Annotated in this window: 13 protein-coding genes and 1 pseudogene; 4 read left to right on the top strand and 10 right to left on the bottom strand. The window is 71.0% G+C overall.

Going from position 1 to position 13,436, the window contains the following annotated elements:
- On the bottom strand, nucleotides 1–326 hold a 326-nt coding region (locus JS521_RS27200; protein ID WP_205085608.1), incomplete at its 3' end, for an MmcQ/YjbR family DNA-binding protein.
- Nucleotides 327–675: 349 nt separating this feature from the next.
- On the opposite strand from JS521_RS27200, the gene JS521_RS27205 reads away from it, so the two are divergent.
- Both JS521_RS27205 and JS521_RS27210 read left to right on the top strand, forming a co-directional pair.
- Nucleotides 676–4,176: a ThuA domain-containing protein gene (locus tag JS521_RS27205; RefSeq protein WP_205085609.1), complete on the top strand. Its 3,501-nt coding sequence runs from the start codon at nucleotides 676–678 to the stop codon at nucleotides 4,174–4,176.
- 182 nt (nucleotides 4,177–4,358) lie between these two features.
- On the top strand, nucleotides 4,359–5,087 hold the full coding sequence (locus tag JS521_RS27210) for a sugar phosphate isomerase/epimerase family protein (RefSeq protein WP_307847960.1): 729 nt from the start codon (nucleotides 4,359–4,361) through the stop codon (nucleotides 5,085–5,087).
- A 68-nt stretch (nucleotides 5,088–5,155) separates the two neighbouring features.
- Here the strand turns inward: JS521_RS27210 and JS521_RS27215 are convergent, their stop codons facing one another.
- Nucleotides 5,156–6,106, bottom strand: a complete 951-nt coding sequence (locus JS521_RS27215) for an NAD-dependent epimerase/dehydratase family protein (RefSeq protein WP_205085610.1) — start codon at nucleotides 6,104–6,106, stop codon at nucleotides 5,156–5,158.
- A gap of 124 nt (nucleotides 6,107–6,230) precedes the next feature.
- Between JS521_RS27215 and JS521_RS27220 the strand changes: the two genes are divergently transcribed.
- Complete coding sequence (locus tag JS521_RS27220) at nucleotides 6,231–6,542, top strand: hypothetical protein (protein WP_239487894.1); 312 nt, start codon at nucleotides 6,231–6,233, stop codon at nucleotides 6,540–6,542.
- A 191-nt stretch (nucleotides 6,543–6,733) separates the two neighbouring features.
- On the opposite strand, the gene JS521_RS27225 is transcribed toward JS521_RS27220, so the two are convergent.
- The 3 genes from JS521_RS27225 to JS521_RS27235 are packed head-to-tail and all read right to left on the bottom strand — an operon-like array spanning nucleotide 6,734 to nucleotide 9,486.
- On the bottom strand, nucleotides 6,734–7,567 hold the full coding sequence (locus JS521_RS27225; RefSeq protein WP_205085611.1) for an ABC transporter ATP-binding protein: 834 nt from the start codon (nucleotides 7,565–7,567) through the stop codon (nucleotides 6,734–6,736).
- A complete protein-coding gene (locus JS521_RS27230; RefSeq protein ID WP_205085612.1) occupies nucleotides 7,564–8,586 on the bottom strand; it encodes an ABC transporter substrate-binding protein in 1,023 nt (340 codons plus the stop codon). The genes JS521_RS27225 and JS521_RS27230 overlap by 4 nt, the downstream gene beginning before the upstream one ends.
- Before the next feature lie 36 nt (nucleotides 8,587–8,622).
- Entirely contained in the window at nucleotides 8,623–9,486 is an 864-nt protein-coding gene (locus JS521_RS27235; RefSeq protein WP_205085613.1) for an ABC transporter permease, read from the bottom strand.
- A 256-nt stretch (nucleotides 9,487–9,742) separates the two neighbouring features.
- Here JS521_RS27235 and JS521_RS27240 point away from each other — a divergent pair, with 256 nt between their 5' ends.
- Entirely contained in the window at nucleotides 9,743–10,765 is a 1,023-nt protein-coding gene (locus tag JS521_RS27240; RefSeq protein ID WP_205085618.1) for a LacI family DNA-binding transcriptional regulator, read from the top strand.
- A gap of 36 nt (nucleotides 10,766–10,801) precedes the next feature.
- Here the strand turns inward: JS521_RS27240 and JS521_RS27245 are convergent, their stop codons facing one another.
- From JS521_RS27245 to JS521_RS27265, 5 genes and pseudogenes are all read right to left on the bottom strand, one after another.
- Nucleotides 10,802–11,386 (bottom strand): GAF domain-containing protein, encoded by a 585-nt coding sequence (locus JS521_RS27245; protein WP_205085614.1) that lies wholly within the window; start codon nucleotides 11,384–11,386, stop codon nucleotides 10,802–10,804.
- Nucleotides 11,383–12,006 carry a GTP-binding protein gene (locus JS521_RS27250; RefSeq protein WP_205085615.1) on the bottom strand — a complete coding sequence of 208 codons (624 nt, stop codon included), beginning with the start codon at nucleotides 12,004–12,006 and terminating at the stop codon, nucleotides 11,383–11,385. The genes JS521_RS27245 and JS521_RS27250 overlap by 4 nt, the downstream gene beginning before the upstream one ends.
- On the bottom strand, nucleotides 11,984–12,355 hold the full coding sequence (locus JS521_RS27255) for a DUF742 domain-containing protein (protein ID WP_205085616.1): 372 nt from the start codon (nucleotides 12,353–12,355) through the stop codon (nucleotides 11,984–11,986). Before JS521_RS27255 ends, JS521_RS27250 begins: the two co-directional genes overlap by 23 nt.
- A 2-nt stretch (nucleotides 12,356–12,357) precedes the next feature.
- Nucleotides 12,358–12,792, bottom strand: coding sequence for a roadblock/LC7 domain-containing protein (locus JS521_RS27260; RefSeq protein ID WP_006128963.1), 435 nt, complete (start codon nucleotides 12,790–12,792; stop codon nucleotides 12,358–12,360).
- A gap of 5 nt (nucleotides 12,793–12,797) precedes the next feature.
- Nucleotides 12,798–13,436: pseudogene (locus JS521_RS27265) on the bottom strand (ATP-binding protein); the annotation flags it as partial.

Here is a 13,436-nt window from a genome sequence, read left to right on the forward strand (position 1 = left end):
GGGGCGACCTGCCGCCAGGAGTCGGCGAGGATGGCGGCCAGCTCGCCCCTGTCCTCCAGCGCCGCCAGCCGGACGCGCATCCACGCGTAGTGGTCGTCGTGACCCTCGTGGATGAAGAACTTCTCCGGCTCGGCGGCGATCAGCTCGGCGCGGTCCTCCTGCGGGCACTTCACGCCCATCGCCGTCTCGTCGTCGCCGAGCGAGGCGAAGATCTTGCCCGCCACCCGGAAGGTGGGCTGCCCCCAGGCGAGCTTCTCGGTGGTGTCGGGCAGGGACAGCGCGGCCGAGCGGACATCGGCTGCGGAGATCGTGGCGTCGGCGGTCATCCCGGCCTCCCGTTCGAGGGCCCGGCGGTGTGCTGCCGGGATTCGACCGTAGCTCCCGGCACCGACGTCCACCCCGCGGCCGGCCGCCACCGTGCCGTCCGGCTCGTGCCGTGCGCCCTGCCCCAGCAAACCCGCGCCCCCGGATGCGTACGGGCAGGCTCACCCATGCTGTGCGCCCGCCCGCGCAACCCCGCGCCCGGGCCCCGCGCAACCCCGCGCCTCGCCCGGCACGGCGGGCTCTGCAGACCCATTGACCCCGCCGAAGGGCTGAACCTACTCTGAACGGCGTACTTCAGAAAGCGCTTTCTATCCACCCCACAGTCGGCTTCTACCGCACAGGGAGCGCCCCATGAGACGCCGTTCGTTACGCCGGGCCGGCCGCGTCGGCCGATCCCCCGGCGGCCCGTCCCCCCTCATCGCCGTCACCTCGCTCCTGGCGCTGGTCCTCGCCCTGCTGGTGGCGTCGCCGGCCGGCGCTCAGGCAGCGGCTTCGTACCGGGTCCTCGTCTACTCCGAGGTCACCAACTCTGATCACCCCTCGATCCCGGCCGGGATCGAGGCCGTGAAGAAGCTCGGAGCCGAGCACGGCTTCGAGGTGGAGGCCACCGCCGACTCCTCGGTCTTCAACGACGCCGACCTCGGCCGCTTCCAGGCGGTCGTCTTCAACAACACCAACTCCACGCCGGAGACGGGTGACTTGCTGAACGCCGAGGAGCGGGCCGCGCTCCAGCGGTACATCCAGGCCGGCGGCGGCTGGGTCGGGCTGCACTCCGCGTCCGCCAGCGAGCGGGACTGGGAGTGGTACGAGGGCCTGGTCGGGGCGATCTTCGACAAGCACCCCACCCCGCAGACCGGCCGGATCAAGGTCCTCGACCACGCGCACCCCTCCACCCAGCACCTTCCCGACCTCTGGGAGCGCCAGGAGGAGTGGTACAACTGGCGCACCAACCCCACGTCCAAGGTGCACACCCTCGCCCAGATCAAGGTGCGCGACGGGATCGACGGGCTCGACGAGGGCGTGGACCACCCGTTCTCCTGGTGCCAGAACTACGACGGGGGCCGGTCCTGGTTCACGGCGGGCGGGCACGACAAGGCGGCCTTCCAGGAGGAGGCGTTCGTCCAGCATCTGCTCGGCGGCATCCAGTGGGCGGCTGGTGCGGCGGAGGGCGACTGCACCGCGACGCGCACCGGTTCGTTCCAGCGGACCGCGCTGGCCACGAGCGATCTGGCCGACCCGTTCGAGCTGGCCGTCGCCCCCGATCGGCGGGTGTTCTTCGCCCAGCGGACGGGAAAGCTGAAGGTGATCGACCAGGAGACGATGAAGGTCTCCACCGCGCTGGACTTCGCGTACACCCCGGAGATGACCAGCCAGTCGGACGGACTGCTGGGGCTCACGCTCGACCCGGGATTCGCCGAGAACAACTGGCTGTATCTGCTCTACTCCGACAAGGTCGAGAAGCGGCTGAACCTGTCCCGCTTCACCGCTGACGGCAACACCGTCGACCCGGCCTCCGAGAAGCGGCTGCTGACCGTGCCGACCCTGCGCGGCGAGGGCCGGGCCAACTCGCACATGGCCGGTTCGCTCGCCTTCGACAAGGACGGCAACCTGTACGCGGCGACCGGCGACAACACCGACCCGTTCGCCTCGGACGGCTTCACGCCGATCGACGAGGGCGAGGGCCGCCGCGCCTGGGACGCGCAGATGACCGCGGGCAACACCAACGACCTGCGGGGCAAGGTCCTGCGGATCACCCCGGAGGACGACGGCACGTACTCCGTCCCCGAGGGGAACCTCTTCGACCCGGGTACGGAGAAGACCCGGTCCGAGATCTACGCGATGGGGATGCGCAACCCGTTCCGGATCACCACCGATCCGATCAGCGGAGCCCTGATGGTCGCGGACTACGGCCCGGACGCCCGTGAGGCGAAGGCGGACCGGGGTCCTGAGGGCACGGTCGAGTACACCCGGATCACGGAGGCGGGCAACTTCGGCTGGCCGTACTGCATCGGGAACAACACCCCCTTCAACGACTACGACTTCGCCACCAAGAAGTCCGGTCCGAAGTTCGACTGCGGGGCGCTGGTCAACGATTCGCCCAACAACACCGGTCTGCGGGAGCTGCCACCGGCCCAGCCCGCCACGGTCTGGTACGCGTACTCCGCATCGGCCGAGTTCCCGGAGGTGGGCACCGGGGGCGGTGGTCCGATGGGCGGTCCGGTCTACGACTACGACCCGGACAACACCTATCGCACCAAGTTCCCCGAGTACTTCGAAGGGAAGGCGTTCAACTACGAGCTGACCCGGCGCTGGTTCAAGACGTTCTCCTTCCAGAGCGAGGACCAGACCTTCACCGACCCCCGGTTCGACCCGGTGAAGGCGGGGGACCTCCAGTCGATCAACGGCATCTTCGAGGACATGGAGTGGAACCAGCCCTTCGACGCGGACTTCGGACCTGACGGTGCGATGTACGTCATCGACTTCGGCCTCGGCAGCGGCACCGGCCGGGGCGGCAGCAACGAGGGCGCGGGGATCTACCGGATCGACTACGTGGGCGACGGCCGGCTGCCCGACGCCAAGATCTCCGTCGACCGGGACAGCGGACCGGACCCGCTCACCGTGGAGTTCTCCAGCGAGGGATCAGGCCTGCCCGGAGACCAACCGGTCAGCTACGCGTGGGACTTCGACGGCGACGGCACCACGGACTCGACCGATGCCGACCCCTCGTACACGTACACCGCCAGGGGGCTGCACACCGCGCGGCTCATCGTGACCGGGCCCGACGAACTGACGGCGCTCGCGGTGCAGGACATCACGGTCGGCAACACCCGGCCCGAGGTGACGATCCAACAGCCGCCGGACGGCGGGATGTTCAGCTTCGGGGACACCATCCCCTTCACGGTGACGGTGACCGATGCGGAGGACGACGAGGGCGGCCCGATCGACTGCTCGCGGGTCGTGGTGCAGTCGCAGCTCGGCCATGACACCCATCTGCATCCACTGGACAACTACACCGGTTGCGCGGGGGAGATCGTCACGGACGCCGGGGACAGCCACGGTCCGGGACAGAACCTCTATTACGGGATCACCGCCCAGTACGAGGACAAGGGCGCCCCGGACGCACCCGCGCTGACCGGCTCCACCTCGCTGACCCTGCGCACCTCCTTCCGTGAGGCCGAGCACCGCACGGAGACGGGTGGCGCCAACGGCGGTGCGGACATCGGCAGTCGGGCCGACGCGTCCGGCGGGAAGCGGCTGATCGAGATCGAGGACGGCGACTGGATCGCCTTCGAGCCGGTGAACCTGAGGAACGTCGACTCGGTGACGGTCGGCGCGTCCTCCGGCGGGCTCGGCGGCACGGTCGAGTTCCGGGCCGGCTCCCCCACCGGGGAGTTGTTGGGCTCGGTGGACATCCCCAACACCGGTGGCTACGAGAAGGTGATCTCCCCGACGACGGAGCTGAAGGACCCGGGCGGCTCGACCACGCTGTACGCGGTCTTCACCAACCCGGACTGGAGCCCCGACAAGGCCGATCTGCTCTCCGTCGACTGGCTGCACTTCAACGGCCCGGGCGTGGAGAAGGAGGGCGGGACGACGGTGGCGGTGAAGGCCGAACCGGCTTCCGGCACCGCGCCGTTGGCCGTCTCCCTGAGCAGCACGGTCGAGCCCGCCGAGGGCCGCACGATCGCCTCGTACCACTGGGACTTCGGCGACAACGCGAAGCCGTCCGGGCCCGAGGGCGCGACGGCGACGCACACCTACGACCGCAAGGGCGCGTACACCGCGCGCCTGACGGTCACCGACGACAAGGGCGACACGACCACCGGCGCCGTCCGCGTCGACGTGAAGTGAGTCGGGGCAACGTGAATCGACGTGAAGTGAGGAGCGCCGTGGATGCGCAGCACGTGAACGGAGCCCGAAGAGCCTTTCTCGGTACGGCGTTGGGGGCGGTGGCCGCCGTCGGGCTCGGCGCGGTCCCGGCCGCCGCGAACGGACGGCGGGGCTGCCGGCGCATCCCGCCGTCCGGGATCGGGATGCACCTGTACACCATGCGGACGCCGCTCGCGGCGGACTTCGCGGGGACGCTGGAGCAGCTGGCGGAGATCGGGTACGCGACGGTCGGCGTCAGCGGGCGGCACGGCAACTCCCCTGCCGCGATAAGGCGGATGCTGGACCGGGTCCGGCTCAAGGCGGTGCTGGAGCACGTCGGCTACGACATCGTGACCGGTTCCGGGCTGCCGCAGGCGCTGGAGGACGTCCACACGCTCGGCGGTCAGTGGATCGTGGTCCCGAGCCTGCCGGGATCGCTGCACTCGCCGGAGGGATACCGGGAGGTGGCACGGCAGTTCAACCGGGCGGGTCAGGCCGCCCGGGAGTCCGGGCTCAAGCTGCTGTACCACAATCACGGCAGCGACCATGAAGTGGTGGACGGCGTCAGCCTGTACGACATCCTGCTGAACGAGACCGATCCGGAGCTGGTCGGCTTCGAGCTGGATCTGTACTGGGCGGCCGACGGCGGCTCGTCCGACCCGGGCGAACTGTTCGTCCGGCACCGGGGGCGCTTCCCCGCCCTCCACGTGAAGGACATGGCGCCCAACGGGGACTTCGCGGACGTCGGGTCGGGGATCCTGGACTTCCCGGCGATGTTCGACACCGCGCGGCAGGGCGGGGTGAGGCAGTGGCTGGTGGAGCACGACGCCCCGGCCGACCCGTTCGCCTCGGCGAGGGCCAGCTACCGGTACCTGTCCCGGCTGCGCTACTGAGCCGTGGCATGCGCGGTCCGGCCCCGGGTGTGCGGTACGGCGCCCGGGGCCGGACCGCGTCCGTCGTCTCAGTGGTGGGCGGCGAGGAACTCCCCGTACCAGGCGAGAGTGGTGTCCAGTGCCGTCCCCAGCGGGGTGGGGGTGAGCCCGAAGGCCTTCTCGATGGCGGAGGAGTCGAGGATCTGCGGTTCGGTGTGCTGGTAGAACATCTCGGCGTACTCCGCCATGAAGGTCTCGTCGAACGGGCCGAAGGGGCGGGGTTCGGCGACGACGGTCACGTCGATGGGCCGGCCGGTGCGCTCCTCGACCAGCGCGAGGATCTCGCGGGTGGTGCGGGCCGGCGCGGTGGGCAGGTGCCAGACCCGGCCGTCGGCGTCCGGGTGCTCGCCGAGGGTGGCGAGACCCACGGCGACGTCCTCGATGTACGTGTAACTGTGCGGCAGGTCGATGTCGCCGAGCGCGGGCACGGGCTGCCCGGTGAGCGCGGCCGGGAAGACGGCCCCGCCGAGCGTGGAGTTGAGGACCCCGGGCCCGACGAAGTCGGCGGAACGCCCGAGGACGACGGGGAGCCGGCCCTCGCGGTGGGCGGCCAGGTAGCGGGCGTCCAGCTCGGCGCGCATCCGGCCCTTGCGGGTGGTGGCGTTCCACGGGGTGTCCTCGGTCATCACCGCGCCGTGCGTTTCCCCGTACGGGTAGACCGTGTCGAGCACGACGAGCCGCGCGCCCTCCGCCTCGGCGGCGTCGAGGACCGCCTCCTGGATCTCCGGCATCACCTCCACCTGGAGGTGATAGCCGACATTGACGCAGTGGTACACGACGGCGGCCCCGGCCACGGCGGCGCGGGCGCCTGCGGAGGTGGCGACATCGGCGGCGTACCGCTCGACGCCATCGAGCGCGGGACCGCTGCCCGACCGGTCGACCAGCCGGACGGGGTGCCCCCGGCGGACCAGCTCACGGGCGAGGGCGGTACCGGCGGGGCCGGAGCCGAGGACGGTGTGGAGGGCGTGGGTGATGGCCATGAGATGTCCCTTCGGGGTGTTCACGTTTGTTAGAGACTGTAACCACAGCTACAGCACCTCGCAATAGCTCCGGTTAGAGCCCTTAACGGAAATGAGCCTGCCTACCGAGAGAGGTGCGGTCACGGTGGACTGCGCAACGATCCATTGGTCGGCCCCCTGTGATGCCTGCGGGGCGGCCCAGCACTGCTCGGGAACGCAGGCCGTGGTGGGCGACCGGCTGCGGTGGGACGAGGAGCACCTGTGTCCCGGCTGCGGGTCGACGGCGCTGGTCTGCGGCGACACGCTTCCCGACCGGTTGCGCACCCGGGTGCTCACCGAACACGGCGCGGCCCGATTGGTCCTGCCGGAAGTCCCTGCCCGCCGGCTGCCGATCCTCCGCGTTCTGCGGGACGACGGCGATCGACACTCCCCGAGGCGCGGGCCCTGCTGGAGCTGATACTCAGTGGGGGCCATCACGGAACCGGGCCCGAGATCGAGCTGCTGGCGCAGAGATTGCGCGCCGTCGGCGTCGCGGCCGAAGCGGTGCGGGCTCAGGTCTCCGGCCCGGCGCCCCACGACCCGTGAACGCGCCGGTGCCGGGCAGGAGAGCCTGCCCGGCACCTACACCTCGCCCCGTACGCCGCCGCCTCAGTCGTGCGCGGACACCGCCCCCAGCAGGTCGCGGATGTGGGCCGCCGCCGCGCGGAACTCCGGGCGGCCCAGCGTCTCGCTGTAGTCGCGTTCGGCGGGCAGGCCCACCTCGATGATCTCCGTCACGGTGCCGGGGCGCGGGCTCATCACCACGACCCGGTCGGCCAGGTACACCGCCTCCGAGATGGAGTGGGTGACCAGCAGGACCGTGGTGCCGGTGGTGCGCCAGATGCGGTTCAGCTCGGTGTTCATCTGCTCGCGGGTGAGGGCGTCCAGCGCGCCGAACGGCTCGTCCATCAACAGGACCGGCGGTTCGTGCAGCAACGCCCGGCAGAGCGCGACGCGTTGCTGCATGCCGCCGGAGAGCTCGTGCGGGTAGGCGTCCTCGAAGCCGGTCAGCCCGGTCATCCGGATCAGCTCGTCGGCCCGGCCGCGCGCCTGCGCCGGTTCCATGTGGCGGATCTCGGCCTGGAGCAGGATGTTGCGCAGCGCCGAGCGCCACTCCAGCAGGGCCGCGCGCTGGAAGACGTAACCGATGTCGTGCCGGGGCCCGGTGACGCGCTCGCCGCCGAGCAGGACCTCCCCCGAGGAGGCGGTGAGCAGGCCGGCCACCAGTTTGAGGAGCGTGGACTTGCCGCACCCGGACGGTCCGACGATCGCGACGAACTCGCCCGGCGTCACGTCCAGCGATACGTCGCTGAGCGCGGTGACGTCGCGCTTCTTGCCGCGGAACCGGACCGCCACGTCCGCGAGCCGGACCCCGGCGGCCGGGCCCGCACCCGCGGCGGCGACCGGGGCGCGCGGGGTCGTCTGCTGCTTCGGCATCGTCATCCCTTCAGCGCCGTCTTCGTGTCCCAGTAGTCCCCGACCGCCTTCGGCTTCGTGACCATGCCGGCCTCCGCGAAGACATCGATGGTCTGCTGCCAGTCCGCCTCGGTGTTGACGCCGGGCGCCTTGCCCTCGGTGGCCGCCGTGTGGAGCAGGGTCAGCGTCGTCGTGAACTGCTCGGACAGCACGGTCTTCGGGGGCAGTTGCTCGGATGCCCCCTCCATGGCAGCCACCGCCGGTTCGGGCGCCTTCGCGGCGGCCGCCCACGCCTCGCTGACCGCCTTGACCATCCGCTGGGCCACCTCCGGCTTGGAGGCGAGGATCTTCTGCCCGGCGAGCAGCCCGTTGGAGTAGAAGTTCAGGCCGTGTTCGGAGAACCGGAGGTAGGAGACCGGCTTCTTGGCCTTGTCCTGCATGGTCGGACCCTGGTCGCTGGCGTAGCCGAGGAGCCCGTCCGTCTTGCCGGAGATCACCGCGGCGATCTTGCCCGCCGGGTCGGTGTTCTGGACGGTGACATCCGATTCCCCGATGCCGTTCTTCTTCAGGAAGATCGGGAAGGTCTTCGACAGCGCGTCCCCGGCCGTCCCGGCGATCGTCCGCCCCTTCAGATCGCCGGGCCCCTCGATGCCCTTCGCGTCGAAGGACTGCACGGAGGCCGGGGTCGTCTGGAGGAAGACGCCGAGGCTCTTCACCTTCACACCTTGGTCGACGCCCGCGAGCAGGGCCGGGGTGTCGGCCCAGCCGAAGTCGGTCTGTCCGGCTGCCGTCGCCTGGACGGTCTTCTGGGAGCCCTGGCCCGCCCGGATGTCCAGGTCGATGCCGTGCTTCTCGAAGATCTTCTGCTGCTTGCCGTAGTAGAACGGCGCGTGTTCGCCGTACGGATACCAGTTGAGCGTCAGCGTGACCTTGTCCAGCTTCTTGCCGGAGTCGCTGGTGCTGGTCGACGCGTCCTCGCCGCCGCAGGCGGTGGCGGACACCAGGACGAGGGGTACGACACCGATCAGGAGTCTGCGCGCATGCATGGGCTGGCCCTTCTCACGAGGAGGTCGGTGCGTGGTTCAGAACGTGGTGGTGGCCGAGGACTCCCGGCGGCTGGCGTGCCACGGCAGGAGCAGCTTCTCGGCGATCTCGACGACGACGAACAGCACGACGCCGATCAGCGACATCACCAGCAGCCCCGCGAAGAGCATCGGGGTGTCAAGGTTGCCGTTGGCCTGGAGGATGACGTAGCCGAGGCCTTCGTTGGCTCCGACGAACTCGCCGACGACCGCCCCGGTCACCGCGAGGGTGACGGCCACCTTGAGTCCGGAGAACAGGTGCGGCAGCGACGCCGGGAAGCGGATCTTCACGAAGGTCTGCCAGGGCTTCGCCCCCATGGTGGCGGACAGTTGGAGCATCTCCGGGTCGACCGCCTTGAGCCCGGTGACCATCGAGATCACCACCGGGAAGAAGGCGATGAGCACGGCGATCAGGATCTTGGGCGCGATGCCGAACCCGAGCCACACCACGAACAGCGGGGCGATGGCGATCTTCGGCACGACCTGGGCGAAGAGCAGGATCGGGTAGAGCGTGCGCTCCACCGTCGAGGAGTAGACCATCACGACCGCCGCGAGCACACCGACGGCGACCGCGATGACGAAGCCGAGGAGCGTCTCGTACGTCGTCACCCAGGTGTGCTGCCAGAGGTATCCGGCCTTCGAGGTCAGGACGTCGAGCGTCGCGCCGGGCGACGGCACGAGATAGGCCTCGATCAGCTCGGCGGCAGCGATCACCCACCAGACCACCAGGACGGCCAGCAGCAGGGCGAGGGGGCGCCAGCTCTGCTCCGCCGCGCGGGCGAGCCGCTCCCCCGCCGTGGGACCGGCCCTGCGGGCGACCCCCGCCACATCGGCGGGGCGCTTGGTAAGCGCGCTCTGGCTCACGGTGAACTCCCTGGACTTCGGGGGCAGTTGTGGAGAGCTGTGCAATGCTGCGATGCTGCGGACCCGAACCGTGAAGGCGCTTTCAGAAAGCGCTTTCTGGTAAGGTGCCGCCACGCTAATGACTGCTCCCGCGCACGGTCAAGAGGTCGTCCCGAAGTTTCGGGGCCCTGCCACCACCGCACCCCTGGGGGTCGAGTTGAGTGAACGGGAAACACCGGTCCACCCCGATACGCGACGACGGGCCCCCGCCGCCCATGTGACGCTCGACGCGGTGGCGCGCGAGGCTGGCGTCTCGCTCGCCACCGCGTCCCGCGCCCTCAACGGCACCACCCGGGTCCGCGACGATCTGCGCGGCCGGGTGCGCGCGGCGGCCGATCTCCTCGGCTACATCCCCAACGCCCATGCCCAGGCCCTCGCGAGCCCCGAGGGCAACCGTACGGTGGGGCTGATCTGCCACGACGTGGGCGACCCGTATTTCGCGGGCATCGCGAGCGGGGTGATGCGGGCGGCCGCCGAGCAGGACCTGCTGGTGATGCTCGCCTCCACCTTCCGCGAACCGGCGCGGGAGATCGCGTACGTCTCGATGCTGCGGGCCCAGCGGGCGCGGGCCATCCTGCTGATCGGCTCCGGCTTCCAGGACCGGGCCTGGGAGCGGGCGATGGACGCGGAGTTGGAGCCGTACGTCCGGGCGGGCGGCCGGGTCGCGGTGGTCAGCCGGCACCGGTCCATGCGGGTGGACACCGTCCAGCCGGAGAACCGGGCCGGGGCGGCGGCGCTCGCGGCCTCGCTGGTGGCGCTGGGGCACCGGGACTTCGCAGTGCTCAGCGGGCCACCCGAACTGACCACGGTGGCCGACCGGTTGGCGGGATTTCGGGAGGGGCTCGCTGCCGCCGGCATCACCCTTCGGCGGGTGGTGCGGGGCGCGTTCACGCGGGAGGGCGGGCACGCGGCGGCCTGTCAGCTGCTGGCCGCCGGGGGTGCGCGGCCCACCTGCGTCTTCGCGGTGACCGATGTGATGGCGGTCGGCGCGCTCGCCGCACTGCGGGAGGCCGGTGTGCGCGTCCCCGAGGACATGTCGCTCGCGGGGTTCGACGACATCCCCGTCGTACGGGAGGTGTCGCCGCCGCTGACCACCGTGGCGCTGCCGCTCACGGAGATGGGCGAGCAGGTGATCGCCCTCGCGTTGCGGACGCCGTCGGGGGCGGGGCGCTCCCGGGTCCTGCGGATCGAGGGGAACGTGGTCCTGCGGGGCAGTACCGGTGCTCCGCCCGGGAGTTGACCGCCCGCGTCGCACAACCGGGGCGGAGCGGGGGTGTCAGACGGTGCGGTGGCCCTCCCGGTCGTCGATCTGGCGGACGAGTTCATGGGCGAGCGACTTGATGGTGTCGAGGCCCGCCCGCCCCCAGGGCCGTGGCACGGTGTCGACGGCACAGACGGTGCCCAGCGCGATGCCGGTGCGGTCGATCAGCGGCGCCCCGAGGTAGGAGCGGATGCCTATGTCGTCCACCACCGGATTGCCCGCGAAGCGCGGGTAGTCGCAGACGTCGTCCAGGACGAGGGCCTTGCGCCGGACGAGGACGTGCGGGCAGTAGCCGTGGTCGCGGGCCATGTAGCGGCTGCTGCGGTTGCTGCCCGCCGCTGCCGAACCGAGGTCCTGGCCACCGCGGTTGCCCGCCGGGGTGTGCAGTCCGGCGAAGAACTGCCGGTTCTCGTCGATGAAGTTGACCATCGAGAAGGGCGAGGCGGTGACTTCGGCCACCTTGTCGGCGAAGGCGTCGAAGTTGTCGTAGGAGGCGTCGGGGCGTTCGCCGAGGTCCAGTTCGCGCAGCCGCTGTGCGCGGGCCGGGCCGTGCCGGTCGGTGGGGGTGAGGAGCATCCGGCCGGTGGCGAAGGATGTCACGGGTGGGCTCCGAAGGTCTGGAGTGGGGCGGGGGCCGAGGTGGCGTTGATGAGGTGCTGTACGAGCGTGACGAGGGCACCCGTGCCGGAGCTGGCGATCCGGGCGTCGCACAGGACGACGGGCACCTCGGGCCCGAGGTCGAGCGCGGAGCGGACCTCGTCCGGTTCGTAGCGGTAGGCGCCGTCGAACTCGTTGACGGCGACGATGAATCCGATGCCGCGTCGTTCGAAGAAGTCGACCGCGCCGAAGCACTCGGCGAGGCGCCGGGTGTCGGCCAGCACCACCGCTCCGAGCGCGCCGTTGGAGAGCTCGTCCCACATGAACCAGAAGCGCTCCTGGCCCGGTGTGCCGAACAGGTAGAGCACATGCTGCTCGGAGAGGGTGATGCGGCCGAAGTCCATGGCGACGGTGGTGGACGTCTTGGACTCGACGCCCTCCAGGTTGTCCGTCCCCACACTGCTCTGGGTCAGCAGCTCCTCGGTGGACAGCGGGGCGATCTCGCTGACCGCGCCCACGAACGTCGTCTTGCCGACGCCGAATCCGCCGGCTACCAGGACCTTGAGGGCCACGGGGAAGAACTCGGAGGTTCCGGTGCGGTCAGAGCTGTCGTCGTAAACCATCGAGCACTGCCTCCAGCAGGGATCGGTCGGTGGGCATGTCGTGGAAAGCGGGAGCGTGCGCGGTGACCGCGCCGCAGGCGACCAGGTCGGAGAGGATGACCTTGGCGACGACCGCGGGCAGCCGGAGGTGTGCGGCGATCTCGGCGACGGACATCGGCCCTTCGCACATGCCGAGGGCGATGGTGTGTTCCGGGCCGAGCGGAACGTCCGGCTCGATGCCCGTGGCCATGATCAGCGACAGCAGGTCGAACGCGGTGGTCGGCCGGGTGCGGCCGTTGCTGATCGTGTACGGGCGGATCAGCCGGCCGGCCGCGTCGTCGAGCAGGGGCCCGTCCTGCGGGGCCGGCATCCTCAGATCCCCGGAGTGAAGGGCGCCCCGGCCGGCTGCCGCAGCGGGGTCGTCAGGTAGGGGCGGACGCTCTTGACCAGCATCGCCATCTCGTAGCCGAGGACTGCGGCGTCCGCCTCGCGCCCGGCGAGGACGGCGAGGCAGGTGCCGGATCCGGCGGTGGAGACGAACAGGAGCGTGGAGTCCAGTTCGACGACCACCTGCCGGACGTCCCCGTTGTCCCCGAAGCGGGCCCCGGCGCTGCGGCCCAGCGAGTACAGACCGGCGGCCAGGGCGGCCATGTGGTCGGCGCTGTCGGGGTCCATGCCGTGCACGGATTTCACCAGCCCGTCGGCGGAGAGCAGCACCGCGCTGCGCGTGTAGGGCACGCGCTGGACCAGCCCGCTCAGCAGCCAGTCCAGGTCCGAGACCTGACCGGACGGCATATCGCTCGTCATGGTGTCTACTCCTTGAAGGTGGTGTCTTTGCGGGGTTCCGGGACGCCCTGGCCCGGCAGGAAGGGCTCGGCCGCGAACGCTCCGGGCGTGCCCGTCTCGCGGTCGTGTGGGTCTTCGGCGTGACTGCCGCGCGCGTACGCGGCGGTGTCGTGCGGGTACGCGTCGGGCGGGTAGCTGTCCGGTACGGGCAGGCCGCCCGCGGGCAGCGCGTGGTCCGGCCGCGATGCCCGGGCCGGGCCGGGGCGGTCGGGCGGGGCGGTGGCTCCGCGTACGGGCAGGGGCGAGAGGGACTCCAGGGGGGCGTCGAGCGCGGTCTGGCCGCCGGTCCCGGTGCCGCCGGGGTTCCCGTACCCGGTGTCGGGGCTCTCCTCCTGGGCGTTCTGGGCCTCGGCGAGGTCGACACCGCGCCGGAAGGCCGCCATGAGACCCGGGTCGTGCAGGGCGTGCTCGTCCTCGACGCGCGGGGCGGGTGCTTCCCGGAGCTGCGGGACGAGGCTCTCCTGGTTCGTCCGCTTGGGCAGTTCGGGCCGGGCGGGCGGCGGGGCCGAGTGGGCGCGCTCGTGGACGACGGCCGGTGCGGGCCGGTCCTCACCCTCGGGCGGGGAGGCGGGCGGTGTCGGCCGGGGTGCCGTCCGGGAGCTGCA

It is taken from the genome of Streptomyces durocortorensis (genome assembly GCF_016901035.1).
Classification (GTDB): domain Bacteria; phylum Actinomycetota; class Actinomycetes; order Streptomycetales; family Streptomycetaceae; genus Streptomyces; species Streptomyces durocortorensis.

Bases quoted from the DNA above. Each gene is read 5' to 3' on its own strand.
- JS521_RS27215 (WP_205085610.1), bottom strand. From the start codon at position 6,106: ATGGCCATCACCCACGCCCTCCACACCGTCCTCGGCTCCGGCCCCGCC.
- JS521_RS27225 (WP_205085611.1), bottom strand. From the start codon at position 7,567: ATGACGATGCCGAAGCAGCAGACGACCCCGCGCGCCCCGGTCGCCGCC.
- JS521_RS27260 (WP_006128963.1), bottom strand. From the start codon at position 12,792: ATGACGAGCGATATGCCGTCCGGTCAGGTCTCGGACCTGGACTGGCTG.
- JS521_RS27250 (WP_205085615.1), bottom strand. From the start codon at position 12,006: ATGGTTTACGACGACAGCTCTGACCGCACCGGAACCTCCGAGTTCTTC.
- JS521_RS27230 (WP_205085612.1), bottom strand. From the start codon at position 8,586: ATGCATGCGCGCAGACTCCTGATCGGTGTCGTACCCCTCGTCCTGGTG.
- JS521_RS27210 (WP_307847960.1), top strand. From the start codon at position 4,359: ATGCACCTGTACACCATGCGGACGCCGCTCGCGGCGGACTTCGCGGGG.
- JS521_RS27255 (WP_205085616.1), bottom strand. From the start codon at position 12,355: ATGCCGGCCCCGCAGGACGGGCCCCTGCTCGACGACGCGGCCGGCCGG.
- JS521_RS27205 (WP_205085609.1), top strand. From the start codon at position 676: ATGAGACGCCGTTCGTTACGCCGGGCCGGCCGCGTCGGCCGATCCCCC.